The organism is Selenomonas sp. CM52, assembly GCF_000292955.1.
In the GTDB taxonomy this organism is placed as follows: domain Bacteria; phylum Bacillota; class Negativicutes; order Selenomonadales; family Selenomonadaceae; genus Selenomonas.
In genome coordinates, this window is sequence record NZ_ALNM01000019.1 from 39204 (window position 1) to 57303 (window position 18100).

Below are 18100 nucleotides of genomic sequence, written 5' to 3' on the forward strand. Positions count from 1 at the left end.
TTTTTCGTAGCATTTTGCAGTTTTCGAGAGGTGGTTCGCATGAATCGCGTTGTTCTTCTTACGGGCGGCACGTCGGGCATCGGCCTTGCGGCGGCGCGTCTTTTCCTGCAGGCGGGCAGCACGGTCGCTCTGGCGGGGCGCTCGGCGACGCGCGGCGAGGCGGCGCTCGCTTCGTTAGGTGAATTGGCGCTCGATGGGCGCGCCGCGTTCTTCGCCGCCGACCTGCGCCGCGCCGATGAGGCGAGGCGGCTCGTGGGTGCGGTGTGCGAACGCTTTTCGCGACTCGATGTTCTCGTGAATTCGGCAGGGATCTATTTGGAACGCGCGTTGGAAGAATTGACAGAAGAGGAATTCGAGGACGTCATGGACACGAACGTCAAGGGCACCTTTTTCACAACACAGGCGGCGCTTGCGCCCTTGAAGGAGAGTCGCGGCAGCATTGTCAATCTTTCGTCTGACGCGGGGATTCACGGCAATTTCCTGTGCACGGCCTACTGCGCATCGAAGGGCGCCGTGACGCTCTTCACAAAATCTCTGGCCTTGGAACTCGCGCCTTTCGGCGTGCGCGTGAACTGCGTGTGCCCTGGAGATGTTGCGACACCGATGACGGAGGCGCAGCTGCAGGATGCTCCTGACCGTGAAGAGGCTCTGCGGCAGATGTCGGGCGTCTATCCGCTCGGTCGTATCGCGCGGGCGGAAGAAGTCGCCGATATTATTTTTTTTCTGACCTCCGATGCCGCTTCCTTCGTGACGGGCGCGGCGTGGAGCGTGGACGGCGGCCTTACGGCTTGAGAAGGCAGGCGGCAGCGAACGTCTGTTTCGTTGTATCTGCTCCTTGCTTGTGCTAAAATAGAGGGCATAACAAAGGAGAATTGTTTGACTATTTCATTTTCAAGAGTGAAGGAAGGTCGGTTATGGCGGCTCGCAGCTATCTGATCGTAGCGGCGTCGATCGGCTCTGGACACATGAAGGCGGCGGAAGCCTTGGCAGCGGCTCTTTTGCGGGCGGAGCCGAAGGCGCATGTGACGGTCGTCGACTTCACGAGGCGCGATACGGCATGGGTCACTTGGTTCATGAAGGCGGCCTATCTGAAGATGCTGCACTTCATGCCGAACCTTTACCAGCTACTCTATCGTTTCACGGGGCACAGGCAGGGCGCTTCGCCCGTGCAGAAGCTCATCGCTTCCTTGACGAAGCGCAACATGCGCAGACTTGTGCGTCTCCATGCAGCGGACACGGTGATCTGCACGCATCCGTTTCCCGAGGGTGCGGCGTCGTGTCTCAAGAAGAGTGGTGAGGAAGATTTCTTTTTTGCCACGGTTCTTACGGACTACAGCGTGCATCGCATGTGGTTCTATCCGGGTGTCGACGCCTTCTTTGTCGCGACGGAGAGGATGCGGCGCAGCCTCGTCAAGGAAGGCTGTGCAGCGACGGCGGTTCATGCGACGGGCATTCCGATTCTGCCGCTGTCCCCAGCAGATTTTGACCGTGCGGCGATTTGCGAAAGGCTGGGACTCAGCGAGTCGCTTCCTACAATCCTCGTCATGGGCGGCGGGCTTGGACTCGGCGATGTGGCTCAGTCTCTTGAAAAGCTTGAGGATGTCGCAGAAAAGCTGCAGATCCTCGTTGTTGCAGGGAAGAACGAGCGCCTTCTTGCTTGGGTCAAAGCACACGCCGTGCGCTCGCACCATGCGGTTCGCGCCTGGGGGTACACCAATGCGGTGCCTGATCTGATGGCGGTTGCAGCGCTTCTCATATCGAAGCCTGGCGCATTGACCATCAGCGAGGCGTGGGCGATGGGCGTGCCGCTGATCCTGCATGAGCCGATTCCAGGGCCGGAGCTTGAGAATGCGATGATTGCAAGCGAGCGCGGTACGGCGGTTTGGCTCGGCAAGGGCGAGAATCTGGCGGCTCTCGTCATGGGGTTGTTGGGGGACGCGTCGCGTCTCGCCTCCATGCGCGAGGCGGCGCTTCTCGCAAGCCGCCCCGCAGCGGCGCAGGAGATCGCACAGTTTCTGCAGATGGCAGGCGCAAGCGTCGGTTGACGAATATGGTTTTTACGATTTCGGGCGAGGGTGGTTTTTGTGGCAGTATCGAAATTGGAAAAGGACGCGAACGGCGCGTTTCTCTGTCCGCAGTGCGGCAGGCCACTTCGCACGGTTGAGGGCGGCACGGTCATGATTCGGGGCGGCAAGGCGGATTTGGAAAGTGTGAAGCCGCGCTACGAATGCGACAACTGCAGAGTGTTTTACCGCGAGCTTCTGAATTCGGGTTATTACGATGTGTTTGACATGCCGAAAATCAAGGCAGTCGGCGATCTCACGCCGACGATTCTGCGCGTTGACGCCGAGGGACACGCGCCGTGCCCTCGCTGCGGCGGGCAGCTCGACCTCGTCGAATGGCAGCCCGTTCATCTCGTGGACGGCAAGGCGGATATGGAAAACGTCTCGCCGCACTTTCGCTGTGCGAGCTGCGATTCCATATTTCGTCGCATAGCGACGACAGAATATTTCCAGTGGGCGGAGAAGTAGCCGTCCCGATCGCAGAAAGAAGATGCTCCGTGCAGCTGTACGGGCAGGAGAAGCGCATCGATGTGCACGGAAGGTCGTGATGGAGATGGTAACGGAAAGCAAGCGCAGGGGACACCGACTCGACTGGTTCGTCGTCGTCATCCTTTGCGTGCTCGGGTACTTCTCCTACACGATGATCGATCAGCAGATTCACCTGAACGAGCTTGACCGCGACTGTGCGGCGGCGCAGCAACGTCTGGAAACAGCGCAGCGGGAGAACGCAGAGCTTAAGGATCTCAAGGCAAAGCTCGACGATCCCGTCTACATCGAGAAGACGGCACGCGAAGAACTCGGCATGACACACGAGGGCGAGCTGCCGTATATCGCGAAAAAGTGAGAAGAGGCTGCCGCATGAGTCGCTGAGACGCATGCAGCGGTCTCTTTTTGTTTTCTCGTTTCACGCGCGGATTTTCTTGACAGCGCAAAAGGCGCAAGAGTATAATAAGAAAGCACGCTCAGCGCGGGAGAAGACGCTGGGATGGTGGGTGCTGACGCAGTCGGCGATTCCCACAGTATAATTAAGGAGGAAATAATTTGTCCATTGAAGTAGGCAGTATTGTTGAGGGTGTTGTGACGGGCATTACGAATTTTGGAGCGTTCGTCGAGCTGCCTGAGGGGAAGGTCGGTCTTGTCCATATCTCTGAGGTCGCTGATGAGTATGTGCGGGACGTCCATGATTTCCTCAAGGAGAAGGACAAGGTGAAGGTCAAGGTCTTGACGATCGACGATCGCGGCAAGATCGGGCTTTCCATCAAGCAACTGCAGGAAAAGAAACCGATGGAGAAGAAGGTCGGCGAAGTTCCGCGCCGTCCGATGCCGCCGCGCCGCGGTGCGAGTGGGGACTTTAGGCGGCAGGGGCGTTTCGGTCCGGGCAGTGCCTCCTTTGAAGACAAGTTGTCGCGCTTCCTCAAGGACAGCGATGAAAGGCTGACGGACTTGCGCCGCAAGACGGATTCCAAGCGCGGCGGCCGCGGTTCACGCAGGGATTGACGACATGAGAAAAGCACTCTTACAAGGAGTGCTTTTCCTGTTTATGGTCTTGAGAGACGTACTGGGGAAGAGTAGTACAGAGCTTGCCGGATAGCGGCAGATGGGAGAATCTCATGCTGAATAAGGTCTTGGCTTTTTGCGAGGAGCATGGACTTCTGGCGCATGGCTCTTCCATCGTGGTCGCCGTCTCGGGCGGCGCAGACTCGATGGCGCTGCTCGATCTGCTGGTGCATTTGCAGGAGCGGCTGGCGCTTTCCGTGCATGTCGCGCATTTCGAGCACGGCATTCGCGGCGAGGCGTCGCGCGAGGATGCGGACTATGTCGCTGCATTCTGCCGAACGAAGGGCGTTGCCTGCAGCGTGGAGGCGGCGGATGTGCCGCAGTATGCGAAAGAGCGCAGGATGTCGCTGGAAACGGCGGCACGCGAACTGCGCTACGCTTTTTTGCGTCGTGTAAAGGCGCATGTAGGCGCTCAGGTGATCGCTGTCGCGCATCATGCAGACGATCAGGCGGAGACGGTGCTGCAGCATATCCTGCGCGGCGCGGGGCTGCACGGCCTCGTGGGCATGAGGCCGCGCACGGGCGATGTCGTGCGCCCCCTGCTCGCCTGCACGAAGGAGGAGCTTGTCGCTTACTGCGCGGTGCATGGCATCGAGGTGCGCCACGATGCGACGAACGATGCGGCGGATGCGCGGCGCAACTATCTGCGGCTGGAGATCCTGCCGCGTCTCGCCGCGCATGTCAACGCGTCGGCGGGCGCGGCGCTCGTGCGCCTCGCGGAGGCTGCCCGCGCGGACGACGCTCTGCTCGATGAGATGGCGCAAGCGGCATTTTCGCGCGTCGTCTGCAGAGAGGGGCGGGCAGCGGGCGCGGCGCACGAGAGCCGTGCGCTTTCGCGCACGGCGTTTCGCGCCGAGCCGCTCGCCTTGCAGCGGCGCATCGTGCGCCTTGCTGCGCACACCTTCGTCGATGAGTCGCACGATTGGGGCTGGCGGCAGGTCGAGCAAGTGCGCCGCATGATGGTGGAAGGAAGGGGCGGCCTCTCGTGGGACTTGCCCGGCTGTGTGCGCTTTTTCCTCGATGGAAAAAGGGGCGTCTTTTTTGTCGATGAGCTTCGTACTGCCCATAAGGAAGGCGGTGCAGGAGGCAGGTCGGCTTCCACGCGCAGGACGGCGGGCGGCATGGCGGAGAGCGAGCTTTTGAGCGGCGTGCCGCTTCGAGCGCCAGGGGTGACGCGTCTGCCCGCGCTCGGCGTCGCGCTCGTCGCGGATTTTGCCCGCGAGCGCACGCAGACGGACGGGCGCTCGGAAATCTATCTGCCGTCTCGCGTCCTTGCCGCAGCCGTCGTGCGCACGCGCCGCGCGGGCGACCGCGTGCGCCTTCCCTGCGGCAAGAAGAAGCTCAAGGATTTCTTCATCGACGAGCATGTGCCGCGCACCGCGCGCGATCGCGTGCCGCTCGTCGTCTGCGAGGGGGAGGTCATCTGGGCGGTAGGCGTGCGGCGTTTTTCGTCCGCGCTGGTGAAGGAAGATGAATCGATGGTACGGCTTCGTGCCATTTTTGAAGAAGGAGCATACGATCATGCACAACGACTTGGAGAAGATTCTTTTCGATGAGGCGCAGCTCGCCGAGATGGTGGAGCGGCTCGGGCGCGAGATCACGCGCGATTATGCAGGCGAGGAGATCTACGCCGTCGGCATTCTGAAGGGCGCCGTGCTCTTCTACGCCGACCTCGTGCGCGCCATCGATCTGCCCGTGACGCTCGATTTCATGCAGCTTTCGAGCTACGGCGGCGGTACGAGTTCGACGGGCGATGTGCAGATCCTCCTCGACCTCGCGAAGAGCGTCGCGGGGCGCAACATCCTGCTCATCGAGGACATTGTGGATTCGGGGCTTTCCATGCACTATCTGATGGAGAACTTCCGACATCGAAAGGCGAAGAGCGTCAAGCTCTGCTCGCTTTTGAGCAAGCCGTCTCGGCGCAAGGTCGATGTGAAAGTCGACTACTGCGGTGCGGAAGTGCCCGACGCCTTCCTCGTTGGCTATGGGCTTGACTACGATCAAAAGTACAGAAACCTGCCGTACCTCGGCATCCTGAAGCCTGAAATCTACAGCAAATGAGCCGGCATGCGCCTTCTGTGAAATATTCGAATATCGTGCGAAAGGGTTTGTATAACACTTGTTTTAATGCTATAATGAAACGCTGTAGAGGTTTTTTGTTGTGTGAGTCAAAAGGCGCTTTCGTCGCCTTTTGCTGAAACATGATATGGGGATTTTGGTGAAATGCCGTGACTTTCCGGCTTTTCCTTAAAGCATTGTTTTGGAACAGGAGGATGACCGATTGAATAAACTTTTTCGCAGTGTGGTGTTCTATCTGCTGATCATCTTGATCGCCATCTCCGCGATTGACTATTTTCAGACGCGCGAGGTGGTGACGAACGAGGTCAACTATTCGGATTTTCTGCAGCAGGTGCAAAATGGCGAGGTCGCGAAGGTCACGCTTGAGCACAACGTCGTCAAGGGTACGCTGACGGACGGCACGGAATTCCTGACGATCACGCCCGATGCGCCGAATCAGGATACGAACTTCCTCAAGACCCTGCAGGAGAAGAATGTCGAGATCAAGGCGGAGCGCCCGGCGGAAACGCCGTGGTGGTCGACGATGTTCTCTTCGATCCTGCCGATTCTTCTGTTGATCGGCGTCTGGTTCTTCATCATGCAGCAGACGCAGGGCGGCGGCGGCCGCGTGATGTCTTTTGGCAAGAGCCGTGCGCGCATGACGGCGAGCGACAAGATGAAGGTCACGTTCGAGGATGTGGCGGGTGCAGACGAGGCGAAGCAGGAGCTTGAGGAGGTCGTTGAATTCCTCAAGCATCCGAAGAAGTTCAACGACCTCGGCGCACGCATCCCAAAGGGCGTGCTGCTCTACGGCCCCCCGGGCACGGGCAAGACGCTGCTCGCACGCGCCGTCGCGGGCGAGGCGGGCGTGCCGTTCTTCACGATCAGCGGCTCGGATTTCGTTGAGATGTTCGTCGGCGTCGGTGCTTCGCGCGTGCGCGATCTCTTTGATCAGGCGAAGAAGAACGCGCCGTGCATCGTCTTCATCGACGAGATCGACGCCGTCGGCCGCCAGCGCGGTGCAGGCGTCGGCGGTGGTCACGACGAGCGCGAGCAGACGCTCAATCAGCTTCTCGTCGAGATGGACGGCTTCGCGGCCAATGAAGGCATCATCATCATGGCGGCGACGAACCGCCCCGACATCCTTGATCCCGCGCTTCTGCGCCCCGGTCGCTTCGACCGACAGATCGTCGTCGACAAGCCCGATGTGCGCGGCAGGCTCGCGATCCTGAAGGTTCACTCGAAGGGCAAGCCTCTGACGAGTGATGTCGATCTCGACATCCTCGCGCGGCGCACGCCGGGCTTCACGGGCGCGGATCTGTCGAACCTCGTGAACGAGGCGGCTCTCCTGACAGCGCGGCGCGACAAGAAGCGCATCGGCATGAACGAGCTGGAAGAGTCCATCGAGCGCGTCATGGCGGGACCGGAGCGCCGCTCGAAGGTCATGACGGACAAGGAGAAGGAACTGACGGCGTATCACGAGGGCGGTCATACGCTCGTCGGCATGCTCCTGCCGAACGCCGATCCCGTGCACAAGGTCACGATCATTCCGCGCGGCAGGGCGGGCGGCTACACGCTGATGCTGCCCAAGGAGGATCGCTCCTACGCGACGCGCTCGGAACTCATGGACAAGCTCAAGGTCGCGATGGGCGGACGCGTCGCCGAAGAGGTCGTCTTGAAGGAGATTTCGACGGGCGCTTCGCAGGACATCCAGCATGCGTCGCGCATCGTGCGCAGCATGATCACGCAGTACGGCATGAGCGATGTCTTGGGGCCGATTTCCTACGGCGAGAGTGCCGAGCATCAGGTGTTCTTGGGACGCGATCTCAATCATCAGAGGAACTACTCGGAAGAGGTCGCGAGCGAGATCGACAAGGAGGTGCGCCGCTACATCGATGAGGCGTACGAAGCGTGCCGCAAGATCATCATCGACAACCGCGACAAGCTCGACCTCATCGCACAGGCTCTGATCGAGCGTGAAACGCTCGAAGCTTCCGAGCTGGAGGAACTCGTCGAGACGGGAAAGATCACGGAAAAGGACAAGAAGCCCGAAGAGGATGTGAACGAACCCGACGATCACGACGGCGTGATCCTTGAGCCGCTGCACCGTCCTGCGGATGCCGAGCTTAGGAAGCCGGTGGAAGAGGCGGCGGAGGAAGAAGTGGAAGTGAAGGAAGTTGCGCCCAAACTCAATGTGACGCGGCATGACGGATAGGAGAAGTCGGGAAGATTCCCGCGCTTCAAAGACAGAGGGCTGTTTCCAGGAAACAGCCCTTTTCGTCAGGAGGGATGAATTTGCGCTCTAGGATTTTAGAGCTTTTGCGCAAGGCGGGCGAAGAGTACATGTCAGGCGAGGAGATCGCCAAGAGGCTCGGCGTTTCGCGCACCGCCGTCTGGAAGCACATCAAGGAGCTTCGTGAGGCAGGCTATGGGATCAAGAGTCGGTCGAGAAGCGGCTACGCCTTGGAGGAGACGCCCGACTGCCTGCTGCCTGGGGAGATCAAGAACGGCCTTAGGACACGCTTCATCGCCAAGGACATCGTCTTTTTTGAAGAGATCGATTCGACGAATCAAGTGGCGAAGCAGCTTGCGCAAAAGGGCGCAGCAGCGGGCACCGTCGTCGTGGCGGAGTCGCAGGGTAAGGGGCGCGGACGCTTGGAGCGGTCGTACTTCTCGCCTGCGGGCAAGGGCATCTGGTTTTCGGTGATTCTGCGCCCGCACATCCTGCCGCAGGAAGCGCCGAAGTGCACGCTTCTTGCCGCCGTCGCTGTGGCGATGGCGATGAAGCGGTTTGGTCTCAAGGCGGAGATCAAGTGGCCGAACGACATCCTGCACGAGGGGAAAAAACTCACGGGCATCCTGACGGAGATGAGCGCCGAGATCGACCGCATCAACTACATCGTCATCGGCACGGGCATCAATGTCAATATGGAGGAGAAGGAGTTCCCCGAGGAACTGCGCGATAAGGCGACGTCGCTTTCCATCATGAAGGGGGAGAAACTGCCGCGCGTCGCCTTCTTCCAAGCGGTTCTCGAAGCGTTCGATGAGCTTTGCATCGTACTGGAAGAAGACGGATTCGCGCCCATTATCGCGCGCTGGCGCGAGTATGCCGTGACGCTCGGGCAGGAGGTTCATGTCATCGGCGCCATAGGCAAGGACAGCTTCGACGGCAGAGCGATCGATATCGACGAAGAGGGCGCGCTGCTCGTTGAGACGGAGGGCGGTGTGCGCCGCGTGCTCGCGGGCGACGTGTCGATTCGCCCGAAGAAGGCGTAGATCATGGGAAATGTGCCTTTTCTAGCCTGCCTAGGGGCAGTGCAGTCTGGGAGGATGGAGAATGTTACTTGTTTTTGACATAGGAAACAGCAATATCGTGATGGGCACCTACGAGGGGAAGAAGCTCCTGCGCCATTGGCGCATCTCGACGGACAGGCAGAAGACGGGCGACGAGTATGGCATGCTCATCAACAACCTCTTCGCGTATCAGAACATCCGCATGGAGCAGGTGAGGTCGATCATCATATCGTCCGTCGTGCCGCCTCTGATGGTGCCGATGATCAAGATGTGCGAGCGCTACTTCCACATCCATCCGCTCGTCGTGGGGCCGGGCATCAAGACGGGCTTCCGCATTTCCTATGAGAATCCACGCGAGATCGGCGCCGACCGCATCGTCAACGTCGCGGGTGCTTTCGAGCAGTACGGCGGACCCTTGATTGTCATCGACATCGGCACGGCGACAACCTTCGACGTCGTCGCGCCGAACGGCGACTTCCTCGGCGGCGTCATCGCGCCGGGGCTGTCGAGTTCTGCGGACGCGCTCTTCCAGCGCGCCGCGAGATTGCCGCGCATCGAGCTGGTGACGCCGAAGCGCATCATCAGCCGCAACACGGTCAGCGGTATGCAGGCTGGTATCATCTACGGCTACGTCGGGCAGATCGACGAGATCGTGCGCCGCATGAAGAAGGAGATGGGCTACGACGAGATCAAGGTCGTCGCGACGGGCGGCTACGCACGCATGGTTTCGCGCGAATCGAAGACGATCGACAAGATCGATCATTTCCTGACGCTCACGGGACTTCGCGTCCTCTATGAGAGGAACGCCGAATGAGGCTCGGCAGGCTCGATTTTCCCGTACCCGTCTTTCTCGCACCGATGGCGGGTGTGACGGACATGGCGTACCGCATCCTCGTTCACGAGATGGGCTGCCCGCTCGTCTACACGGAGATGGTCAGCACGAATGGCATCAACTACCGAAACGAGCGCACGCTCAAGATGCTTCAGACCGATCCGCGTGAGCGACCTCTGGCCATGCAGCTTTTCGGCAATGAGCCGGAAGCTGTGGCGCGTGCTGCCGCCTATGTCGAGAGCCTCGGCGTCGCCGACGTCATCGACTTCAACATGGGCTGTCCCGCGCCGAAGATCGTCAAGAACGGCGAGGGATCGGCGCTGCTCCTCGATCCTGTGCGTGCCGAGCGCATCTTGAAGGCATTGAAGCGTGCCGTCAATCTGCCCGTGACGGTGAAGATTCGAAAGGGCTGGGACGCGGCGCACGTCAACGCGGTGGAGATTGCCGCGCGCGCCGAAGCTGCGGGCGTCGACGCCATCGCCGTGCACGGCAGGACGCGCGAGCAGTTCTACAGCGGCGAGGCGGATTGGGCAATCATCCGCGCCGTGAAGGAGCGTGTCGCCATTCCCGTCATCGCGAACGGCGATGTCCGAAGCGTCGTCGATCTCGTGCGCATCTTCGAGGCGACGGATGCCGACGGCGTGATGGTCGGCAGAGCCGCGCAGGGAAATCCGTGGCTCTTTCGTGAGATGGCGGGCTTCCTGCGTACGGGCGAGGTTGCTGCGCCGCCGACGGCCTCCGAGCGGCGTGCGCTCATCCTGCGCCACCTCGACATGCTGCTCGAAACGAAGGGCGACTACGTCGGGCCGCGCGAGATGCGAAAGCATGCGACGTGGTACACGCGCGGCATGAAGAACGGTGCGCGTCTCAGAGAGCTTTTCAATCGCGCGGAAACGAGAGCGGATTTCGCCGCGATCTTGGAAAATTTGGCATAAGACATTTATAGAAAGGTGATATTATGGCAGAAACGAAGGACAAGAAGAAGGAACTGCCTTGGAGTGCGTACTCCGAAGCTGAGAAAAAGGAGCTTGAGACACTTTCCAAAGGCTACATCGAGTTTTTGACGAAGTGCAAGACGGAGCGCGAGAGCGTGCGCGAGATCATCCGGCAGGCGCAGGCGGCAGGCTACGAGGATCTTGAAGAAATCGTGCGTTCCGGAAGGAAAATCGCACCCGGCGCGAAGGTTTACTACGCCTACATGAAGAAGGCGATCGCGCTCTTTCATGTCGGCACGGAGCCGCTGGAAAACGGCCTGGCGATTCTCGGTGCACACATCGACACGTGCCGCCTCGATGTCAAGCAGAACCCGCTCTATGAGGACGGTGGTCTCGCCTACCTCGATACGCATTATTACGGCGGCATCAAGAAGTATCAGTGGGTCACGGTTCCCCTCGCGCTGCATGGCGTCGTCGCCAAGAAGGACGGCACGGTGCAGGACATCGTCATCGGCGAAGATGCGTCCGAGCCGACCTTCTGCGTGACCGATCTTCTTGTGCACCTGTCGCAGGAGCAGCTCAAGAAGTCGGCGGACAAGGTCGTCGAAGGCGAGAAGCTCGATGTGCTCGTCGGCACGCTGCCGCTTGCGGGCGAGGAAAAGGAGGCTGTGCAGAAGAACGTGCTTCATCTGCTGCAGGAAAAGTACGGCATCGAAGAAGAAGACTTCCTGTCAGCGGAGCTTTCCTTCGTACCCGCAGGTGCGGCTCGCGAGATGGGCTTCGACCGCAGCATGATCCTCGGTTACGGGCAGGATGACCGCGTGTGCTCCTACACATCGCTCGCTGCCATGCTTGAGACGAAGCCCTCGAAGCGCACGGCGTGCTGCCTGCTCGTCGACAAGGAGGAGATCGGCAGCGTCGGCGCGACGGGCATGCGCTCGCACTTCTTCGAGAACATGCTCGCCGAACTCATGAATGCGCTCGGCCAATATTCGGAACTTGCCGTGCGCCGTGCGCTCGCCTCGTCCAAGATGCTCTCGTCCGACGTTTCCTCGGGCTATGACGCGCTCTACGCCGAGGCCTTCGACAAGCGCAACGTCGCCTACCTCGGGCGCGGCATGGTCTTCAATAAGTTTACGGGTTCGCGCGGCAAGTCCGGCTCGAACGATGCGAATGCCGAATATCTGGGCGAACTTCGCGCCATGCTCGATGCGCGCGGCGTGCGCTACCAGTCCGCCGAACTCGGCAAGGTCGATCTCGGCGGCGGCGGCACGATCGCCTACATCATGGCGCTCTACGGCATGCAGGTCATCGACAGCGGCGTCGCGGTGCTCTCAATGCATGCGCCGTGGGAAGTCACGAGCAAGGTCGATGTCTACGAAGTGAAGAAAGGGTACGCCGCGTTTCTCGCGGAGGCATAAAGCGGCATGTACGAAGTTCTTTTCCGCCGTTTCGTCAAGAACCATGACAAGACGGCATTGCCCGAGGTGCGCTTTGCCTACGGGAATCTGAGCGGCCGCGTCGGCATAGCAGTCAATTTCCTCCTCAGTGCCATCAAACTTGCGCTCGGTCTCATGAGTGGTGCCGTCTCCGTCGTCGCCGACGCCGTGCACAACCTCGCCGATGCAGCGGCGTCCATTGCGACGCTCCTGGGCTTTCGTCTCGCGGCGAAGCCGGCGGATGCCGAGCATCCCTTTGGGCACGGCAGGGTCGAGTACATTGCAGGCTTCTGTATCGCGGGGCTGATCCTTCTGATCGGCTTTAAGCTATTGGAAGCTTCCGTAGAGAAGATCCTCGCGCCCGAACCGCCCGAGGTGAGCGTTTCGATGCTCGTGATCCTCACGGCGTCCATCGCGCTGCAGCTCTGGCTCGGCCGCTTCAACAAGACGATCGGCGAGCGCATCGATTCAGCGGCGATCCGTGCGGCGGCGGCGGACAGTCTGAACGACTGCATCGCGACCGTCGTCGTCGTCGCCAGCCTCGCGTTCCATTATGCGACGGGAATCGACATCGACGGCTGGGCGGGCGTCCTCGTCGCGCTCTTTATTCTGCACAGTGGCTGGGAGGCAGCGCGCGACACGCTGCAGCCGCTTCTCGGACAGCCGCCCGATCCCGCGCTCGTCGAGGGAATCGAGAAGACGGTGCTCAAGCACCGCGCGATCACGGGCGTGCATGACATCATCATCCACGACTACGGCCCAGGGCGCATCTTCGCTTCGGTGCATGCCGAGGTGCCTGCTTCGATGGACTTCCTCAAAGCGCACGAGATCATCGACGGAGTCGAAGAACTTCTGCGCAGGAAGTATCACATCATCGTGACCGTCCACATGGATCCTGTCGTCACGGACGATCCTGAGGTTGAGCGTGCGCGTGCAGAGGTGGAGGCCATCATGCGCGAGAACAAGTTGGGTGAATCCATCCATGACTTTCGCATGACGACAGCAAAGGGCGGCGGCAAGAAACTCATCTTTGACGTTGAAGTTGCTCCTGCATGCAAGATGACGAACGAAGATGTGCGTTTCTTCCTTACACGGGAAATTGAGGAACGTCATCCAATCTATCATCCTGTGATTCGCGTCGACCGCTTCTTCTGTTGAACAAAGTTCCTTCCTTCAGGAACCGCTGATAAATTCAGCCGTCCATCTTCACGAGTCTGGGCGATTTCGTCTTATCATCGTTTCCTTAAAATTTGGGTAGTTTAGGCAAAGAAGCAGGAGTTTAAGCCTTGATGAAGAATAAAAATACTTGATGTAGGCAATAATTTTGAAATCAGGAGGCAGAAAACATGAAAAAATTCCTTGCTGCTGCGCTTTTCGCGTGTTCGCTCTTCTTGGCGACGCCGCAGGCGCACGCATATTCCGAGTTGGATCTCCTTGAGGGGAACTGGTACGACGACAACGGTAATCTCTTTGCCATCGTGCGCGACGGCAGGCTCAATACCTTCCGCATGGATATGATCACGATGGCGGGCAGCCCCGGCAATTTTGCTGCGGCCGTGCAGGTGCAGGAACCGAACGGCTTCCGCAACGTGCCCGTCGAATATTCCAATGCGGCGGCAAACGACAAGGAGAAGAACAACCCGTTCTTCCGCCCGACGGTACACTTGAACGGCGTCAACGTCCACAAGGAATGGTTCCAAGTGCCCGACAGCGCCTACGATTACCTTGATGGTCATTGGTACGACGCTGACAATAACCTCGTCGCCTTTTTCCGCAATGGGACGTTCAACACCTATCCGATGACGTTCCTGAGTTTCTATGGTGTAGGAAACCACTTCGACAGCATCTTCAAGATCAACGACCACGGTACGGAGAAATACTTCGCACTGTCTCTGCATCCGACGACTGCCGGCATGAGAATCTCCATCCGCATGCTGGGCGTCAATGATTGGTCGTATGCCTCTTTGCATCAGTAAGCTGCATACACAAAACCGTCCGCCTTTTGAACATGGCGGACGGTTTTGTTTGCATGAGAGCGAAAAGAAACCGCACAGCATGTTGCCGTGCGGCTTCTTTGTTTTCATTCCTTGAGGATGCTTTCCAAGGCAAGCTCGATCATGTCGTTGAAGGAGCGTTCGCGCTCTTCGGGCGTTGCACGCGCTTCGTCGCAGGTGATGTGGTCGCTGACCGTGAAGATACCGAGCGCCTGTACGTCGAATTTGGCTGCGATCAGGTAGAGCGCCGCCGTTTCCATCTCGGCGGCGAGCACGCCGTAGCTGAGGAGTTTGGCGAAGTCGATCTCGTCGTCGTAGAAGCGATCCTGCGACAGCACGTTGCCGACGCGCACGGGCAGATGTTTTTCGCGCGCATGATGTACGGCATTTTCTAACAGCGAGAAATCGGCGAGCGGTGCGAAGTTGACGGATGTGCCGAAGATGTTTTTCGGCATGGAAGAATCCGTCGTCGTTCCCTGCGCGATGACGACATCGCGGATGTGGAGATCCTTGGCGAGCGCACCGCAGCTGCCGACGCGGATGAGCTTCTTTACACCGTAGACGTTGATCAGCTCATGCACATAGATAGCGATGGACGGCATGCCCATGCCCGTGCCCTGCACGGAAACGGGCGTGCCCTTGTAGCTTCCCGTATAGCCGAGCACATTGCGCACATGCGAGTATTCTTTAGCGTCCGTGAGAAAGTTTTCAGCGATGTACTTCGCACGCAGGGGATCGCCAGGCAGCAGAATGCGCTCGGCAATATCGCCGACTTCAGCGGAGTTGTGTGGTGTTGGCATGATGGACTCCTCCTTGGAATGGTATTCATAAGAATATTATAAGGGATGCACAGGAATTTGCAAGGGAGACAGAGAGAAGAAAATGCGCTATAATAGAACGTGCATAAACATATCATATAGGAACGATATACAAGAGAGTTCTGAGTTTATCCGTGCTTCCACGAGAAACGCAGGAAAAATCCAAGCGGAGGAAAAGACATGAAGATTTCGACGAGAGGGCGATATGCGCTGCGGCTCATGATGGATATCGCCATGAACGGGCAGAACGAGCCTGTGCGCATCAAGGATATTGCGCGAAGACAGGAGATCTCGGAAAAGTATCTGGAGCAGATTGTCTCCGTGCTGAACAAAGCGGGCTTCGTCAAGAGCAGCCGCGGACCGCAGGGCGGCTATCGCTTGATGCGTTCACCGCAGGAATATACGGCGGGCAGCATCCTGCATTTAATTGAGGGCAGTCTCGCCCCCGTTGCCTGTATGGACATGGAGGAGAACGACTGTCCAAGGCACGAACGATGTGCAACGCTTCTTCTGTGGCAAAAGCTGCATGAGGCAATGAAGGACGTCATTGATCATGTCTCGCTTGCCGATCTCATCGAGAAGCAAAGGGAACTCGATGAGAAAATCGATTAGCACTGTTCCCAAAAAGAAAATTCATGACAAAAATGCTTGAATGGTGTACACTTATGAGAGCATTATGAAATTGTAGGCATGTAGGTGATGGGATGTTCATCCATTCGATGTTTCTCTTGATAAAGAAAGACCTTGCCTTGCTTGAAGAAGAGCTTCTGCAGGCGGTCGTCTCGCCTGTAGATCGCATCACGGAGATCGGCACGCATCTTGTGAAGTCCGGCGGCAAGAGGCTGCGCCCTGCGCTCTTTTTGCTTGCGGCACGCTCCGGCAAGGATTTTGACGCGAAAAAAATGATGCCGCTCGCCGTTGCACTCGAACTGATCCACATGGCGTCGCTCGTCCATGACGATGTGCTCGATCATGCCGATACACGGCGCGGCGCGGTGACGGCAAATGCCATGTGGGGCAATCAACAGGCGATTCTCTCGGGCGACTACTTCTTCGCGAGAGCGTTTCTTCTCATCGTTGAGAACGGCTTCGGCGAGCGCGTTTCGAGGCGTATCGCGCAGCTCATCATGGATCTCAGCTCGGGCGAGATCATCCAGAACAAGGAACTTTATCGCGCCTCGCGTGATGTCGAGGAGTATTATGAGCGCATAGCGAAGAAGACGGCGAATTTCCTCGCCATCTGCTGCGAGCTTGGCGCCATCGCGACGAATCTCGGCGCGGAGGCGGAACGGGGGCTTCATGCCTACGGCAAGTACGTCGGTATGGCGTTCCAGATCACGGACGACCTTCTCGACCTGACCTCGAACGAGAAGAAGATCGGCAAGCCTGCGGGCAACGACATCCATGAGGGTATCGTGACTTTGCCCGTGATTCGTGCGCTTGAGGTCAGCTCCGAACGCGAAGAACTTCTTTCCATCGTGACGAATCCTTCGATGACGCGCGAAGACGTCGAGCGCGCACTCGCCATCGTGCGTGCTTCCGACGGCATCGAATATGCGCGTGCCAAGGTGCGCGAGTTCCTGATCGAGGCGAAGGAGGCTCTGCCTGCCGTTCTGCCCGACAAGGTGCGTGATACCTTCTGCAAGGCGGCGGACTACATCGCGAAGCGCGAATCGTAAGTTTTGCTTGAAATATGCAAGGCCTGACTTGTGCAGTTCTTTAAGGGGGAAAAGCTATGTTTAATTTGGGCTTTCCTGAGCTCATCCTCATTCTCATCATTGCGCTTGTGGTATTCGGTCCGGGCAAATTGCCCGAGATCGGCCGTGCCGTTGGCAAGGGTCTCAGCGAGTTCAAAAAGGCGACGAACAATCTGATGTCCGACGTGAATAAGCCGATCGAAAGCGCCGCGCCGCCGAGTGTGCAGCAGCCGCCGATGCAGACGATTGCCGAACCGCCGGCGGGGCAGCAGCCGCTTGCACCCGAGCCGGTGAATGGGGCGCAGACGACTGCCGCAGAAGGCGATGCAGCGAAGAAGCAGGAAAGCGAGGGGAGATAGAAAATGCTGAGCCTTTATGAGCTTGGAGCCATTCTCCTCGTTGCACTCATCATTTTCGGCCCGCGCAAACTGCCTGAGATCGGCAAGGCGCTCGGCAGGAGCGTGAAGGAGTTCAAGGAAGGCAAGGACGAGGGCGAAAAGAGCACCGTCGACGTCACGCCCGAGTCGTCGACGCTTGCTAAAAAAGATGAGAAGAGCGAAAAATGACGTACGAAAAGCATGAGCAGCCGCAAGGCTTGAACGATGGACAGGCAGGGCACGAGCCGCCGATGCAGCAGCCGCCCGAGTCGCCGATGCAGCAGCCGTCTGAGCCGCGAGAACAAATGGGGCAGCAGGCGTCGGAGGAGCGCAAGGACGGCAGCATGTCCATCATCGCGCATCTCGAAGAACTGCGGAAGCGGCTGATCTATTCGATTGCCGCCGTCGCCGTCGGCAGCGGCGTCGCCTATTTCTACATCGACGAGATCATGCGCTGCTTGACGGCGCCTGCGGGAAAACTCTACTACATGCAGCCGGCAGAGGCGTTCTTCACCTATCTGAAGATTGCGGTCTTTGGCGGCTTTTTGCTCGCTTTGCCCGTCATTTTTTACGAGATTTGGCGCTTCATCTTGCCGGCTTTGACCGTGCGCGAGAGAAAGGCGCTGCTTCTCATCGTGCCGCTTTCCGTCGTGCTCTTCGTCGTCGGCATCGCCTTTTCCTTCACCCTTGTATTGCCCGCAGCCATCCGATTCTTCATAGGCTTCGGCACGGACAATCTGGAGCCGCTTTTTTCCTTAGGAAAGTACCTTGACTTCGTGTTGGCGTTCATCCTGCCTTTCGGCTGCATCTTTGAACTGCCGCTCATCATCGTGGTTCTCGCGAAGCTCGGGTTCGTCGGCTCTGCCTTTCTCTGGAAGCAGCAGCGCATCGTGGTGTTTCTGTCTTTCGTCATCGGCGCTGTCATTTCCCCGACACCCGATGTTTTTTCTCAGACGATGATCGCCGTGCCCATGATCCTCCTCTATGAGATCAGCTACGTCATCGTTCGTTTTGTTTTGCGCAAATAAGGAGGAAT

20 protein-coding genes are annotated in these 18100 nt (G+C 58.8%); 19 read left to right on the forward strand and 1 reads right to left on the reverse strand.

The features are described from left to right. Positions 1-39: 39 nt before the first annotated feature. From HMPREF1153_RS04005 to HMPREF1153_RS04070, 14 genes are all read left to right on the forward strand, one after another. Positions 40-792, forward strand: coding sequence for an SDR family NAD(P)-dependent oxidoreductase (locus HMPREF1153_RS04005; protein WP_009645665.1), 753 nt, complete (start codon positions 40-42; stop codon positions 790-792). Positions 793-914: 122 nt separating this feature from the next. Next, on the forward strand, positions 915-2045 hold the full coding sequence (locus tag HMPREF1153_RS04010; RefSeq protein WP_009645697.1) for an MGDG synthase family glycosyltransferase: 1131 nt from the start codon (positions 915-917) through the stop codon (positions 2043-2045). Between the two features lie 39 nt (positions 2046-2084). Further along, complete coding sequence (locus tag HMPREF1153_RS04015; protein ID WP_009645636.1) at positions 2085-2531, forward strand: hypothetical protein; 447 nt, start codon at positions 2085-2087, stop codon at positions 2529-2531. A gap of 79 nt (positions 2532-2610) precedes the next feature. Then, a complete protein-coding gene (locus HMPREF1153_RS04020; RefSeq protein ID WP_009645704.1) occupies positions 2611-2907 on the forward strand; it encodes an FtsB family cell division protein in 297 nt (98 codons plus the stop codon). A 197-nt stretch (positions 2908-3104) separates the two neighbouring features. Beyond that, complete coding sequence (locus HMPREF1153_RS04025) at positions 3105-3560, forward strand: S1 domain-containing RNA-binding protein (protein ID WP_009645720.1); 456 nt, start codon at positions 3105-3107, stop codon at positions 3558-3560. 113 nt (positions 3561-3673) lie between these two features. Beyond that, the gene (gene tilS / locus HMPREF1153_RS04030; protein ID WP_009645617.1) at positions 3674-5176 is read left to right on the forward strand and encodes a tRNA lysidine(34) synthetase TilS; all 1503 of its coding nucleotides are present in this window, start codon (positions 3674-3676) and stop codon (positions 5174-5176) included. Then, the gene (gene hpt / locus HMPREF1153_RS04035) at positions 5142-5681 is read left to right on the forward strand and encodes a hypoxanthine phosphoribosyltransferase (RefSeq protein ID WP_006192960.1); all 540 of its coding nucleotides are present in this window, start codon (positions 5142-5144) and stop codon (positions 5679-5681) included. The genes tilS and hpt overlap by 35 nt, the downstream gene beginning before the upstream one ends. 220 nt (positions 5682-5901) lie before the next feature. After that, the gene (gene ftsH, locus HMPREF1153_RS04040; protein WP_009645732.1) at positions 5902-7893 is read left to right on the forward strand and encodes an ATP-dependent zinc metalloprotease FtsH; all 1992 of its coding nucleotides are present in this window, start codon (positions 5902-5904) and stop codon (positions 7891-7893) included. 80 nt (positions 7894-7973) lie between these two features. Beyond that, the gene (locus tag HMPREF1153_RS04045; RefSeq protein WP_009645620.1) at positions 7974-8954 is read left to right on the forward strand and encodes a biotin--[acetyl-CoA-carboxylase] ligase; all 981 of its coding nucleotides are present in this window, start codon (positions 7974-7976) and stop codon (positions 8952-8954) included. Between the two features lie 61 nt (positions 8955-9015). Further along, the gene (locus tag HMPREF1153_RS04050; protein WP_009645673.1) at positions 9016-9786 is read left to right on the forward strand and encodes a type III pantothenate kinase; all 771 of its coding nucleotides are present in this window, start codon (positions 9016-9018) and stop codon (positions 9784-9786) included. Next, positions 9783-10739, forward strand: a complete 957-nt coding sequence (gene dusB / locus HMPREF1153_RS04055; protein WP_009645657.1) for a tRNA dihydrouridine synthase DusB — start codon at positions 9783-9785, stop codon at positions 10737-10739. Before HMPREF1153_RS04050 ends, dusB begins: the two co-directional genes overlap by 4 nt. A gap of 23 nt (positions 10740-10762) precedes the next feature. Further along, a complete protein-coding gene (locus HMPREF1153_RS04060; protein ID WP_009645688.1) occupies positions 10763-12160 on the forward strand; it encodes an aminopeptidase in 1398 nt (465 codons plus the stop codon). 6 nt (positions 12161-12166) lie between these two features. Then, on the forward strand, positions 12167-13336 hold the full coding sequence (locus HMPREF1153_RS04065) for a cation diffusion facilitator family transporter (RefSeq protein WP_009645662.1): 1170 nt from the start codon (positions 12167-12169) through the stop codon (positions 13334-13336). Between the two features lie 188 nt (positions 13337-13524). Beyond that, complete coding sequence (locus HMPREF1153_RS04070) at positions 13525-14154, forward strand: hypothetical protein (protein ID WP_009645735.1); 630 nt, start codon at positions 13525-13527, stop codon at positions 14152-14154. 104 nt (positions 14155-14258) lie between these two features. Here the strand turns inward: HMPREF1153_RS04070 and deoD are convergent, their stop codons facing one another. Continuing rightward, a complete protein-coding gene (gene deoD, locus HMPREF1153_RS04075) occupies positions 14259-14972 on the reverse strand; it encodes a purine-nucleoside phosphorylase (RefSeq protein WP_009645618.1) in 714 nt (237 codons plus the stop codon). 198 nt (positions 14973-15170) lie between these two features. Here deoD and HMPREF1153_RS04080 point away from each other — a divergent pair, with 198 nt between their 5' ends. From HMPREF1153_RS04080 to tatC, 5 genes are all read left to right on the forward strand, one after another. Further along, on the forward strand, positions 15171-15602 hold the full coding sequence (locus tag HMPREF1153_RS04080) for an RrF2 family transcriptional regulator (RefSeq protein ID WP_009645666.1): 432 nt from the start codon (positions 15171-15173) through the stop codon (positions 15600-15602). A 92-nt stretch (positions 15603-15694) separates the two neighbouring features. Then, positions 15695-16669, forward strand: a complete 975-nt coding sequence (locus HMPREF1153_RS04085) for a polyprenyl synthetase family protein (protein ID WP_009645626.1) — start codon at positions 15695-15697, stop codon at positions 16667-16669. 56 nt (positions 16670-16725) lie between these two features. Beyond that, positions 16726-17046 carry a twin-arginine translocase TatA/TatE family subunit gene (gene tatA, locus HMPREF1153_RS04090; RefSeq protein WP_009645664.1) on the forward strand — a complete coding sequence of 107 codons (321 nt, stop codon included), beginning with the start codon at positions 16726-16728 and terminating at the stop codon, positions 17044-17046. A gap of 3 nt (positions 17047-17049) precedes the next feature. Next, a complete protein-coding gene (locus HMPREF1153_RS04095) occupies positions 17050-17253 on the forward strand; it encodes a Sec-independent protein translocase subunit TatA/TatB (protein ID WP_009645737.1) in 204 nt (67 codons plus the stop codon). Further along, positions 17250-18092: a twin-arginine translocase subunit TatC gene (gene tatC / locus HMPREF1153_RS04100; RefSeq protein WP_009645668.1), complete on the forward strand. Its 843-nt coding sequence runs from the start codon at positions 17250-17252 to the stop codon at positions 18090-18092. The genes HMPREF1153_RS04095 and tatC overlap by 4 nt, the downstream gene beginning before the upstream one ends. The last annotated feature ends 8 nt before the right edge of the window (positions 18093-18100 follow it).

Bases quoted from the DNA above. Each gene is read 5' to 3' on its own strand.
- HMPREF1153_RS04005 (WP_009645665.1), top strand. From the start codon at position 40: ATGAATCGCGTTGTTCTTCTTACGGGCGGCACGTCGGGCATCGGCCTT.
- HMPREF1153_RS04010 (WP_009645697.1), top strand. From the start codon at position 915: ATGGCGGCTCGCAGCTATCTGATCGTAGCGGCGTCGATCGGCTCTGGA.
- HMPREF1153_RS04020 (WP_009645704.1), top strand. From the start codon at position 2,611: ATGGAGATGGTAACGGAAAGCAAGCGCAGGGGACACCGACTCGACTGG.
- tilS (WP_009645617.1), top strand. From the start codon at position 3,674: ATGCTGAATAAGGTCTTGGCTTTTTGCGAGGAGCATGGACTTCTGGCG.
- hpt (WP_006192960.1), top strand. From the start codon at position 5,142: ATGCACAACGACTTGGAGAAGATTCTTTTCGATGAGGCGCAGCTCGCC.
- HMPREF1153_RS04050 (WP_009645673.1), top strand. From the start codon at position 9,016: ATGTTACTTGTTTTTGACATAGGAAACAGCAATATCGTGATGGGCACC.
- dusB (WP_009645657.1), top strand. From the start codon at position 9,783: ATGAGGCTCGGCAGGCTCGATTTTCCCGTACCCGTCTTTCTCGCACCG.
- HMPREF1153_RS04060 (WP_009645688.1), top strand. From the start codon at position 10,763: ATGGCAGAAACGAAGGACAAGAAGAAGGAACTGCCTTGGAGTGCGTAC.
- HMPREF1153_RS04065 (WP_009645662.1), top strand. From the start codon at position 12,167: ATGTACGAAGTTCTTTTCCGCCGTTTCGTCAAGAACCATGACAAGACG.
- HMPREF1153_RS04070 (WP_009645735.1), top strand. From the start codon at position 13,525: ATGAAAAAATTCCTTGCTGCTGCGCTTTTCGCGTGTTCGCTCTTCTTG.
- deoD (WP_009645618.1), bottom strand. From the start codon at position 14,972: ATGCCAACACCACACAACTCCGCTGAAGTCGGCGATATTGCCGAGCGC.
- HMPREF1153_RS04080 (WP_009645666.1), top strand. From the start codon at position 15,171: ATGAAGATTTCGACGAGAGGGCGATATGCGCTGCGGCTCATGATGGAT.
- HMPREF1153_RS04085 (WP_009645626.1), top strand. From the start codon at position 15,695: ATGTTCATCCATTCGATGTTTCTCTTGATAAAGAAAGACCTTGCCTTG.
- tatA (WP_009645664.1), top strand. From the start codon at position 16,726: ATGTTTAATTTGGGCTTTCCTGAGCTCATCCTCATTCTCATCATTGCG.
- HMPREF1153_RS04095 (WP_009645737.1), top strand. From the start codon at position 17,050: ATGCTGAGCCTTTATGAGCTTGGAGCCATTCTCCTCGTTGCACTCATC.
- tatC (WP_009645668.1), top strand. From the start codon at position 17,250: ATGACGTACGAAAAGCATGAGCAGCCGCAAGGCTTGAACGATGGACAG.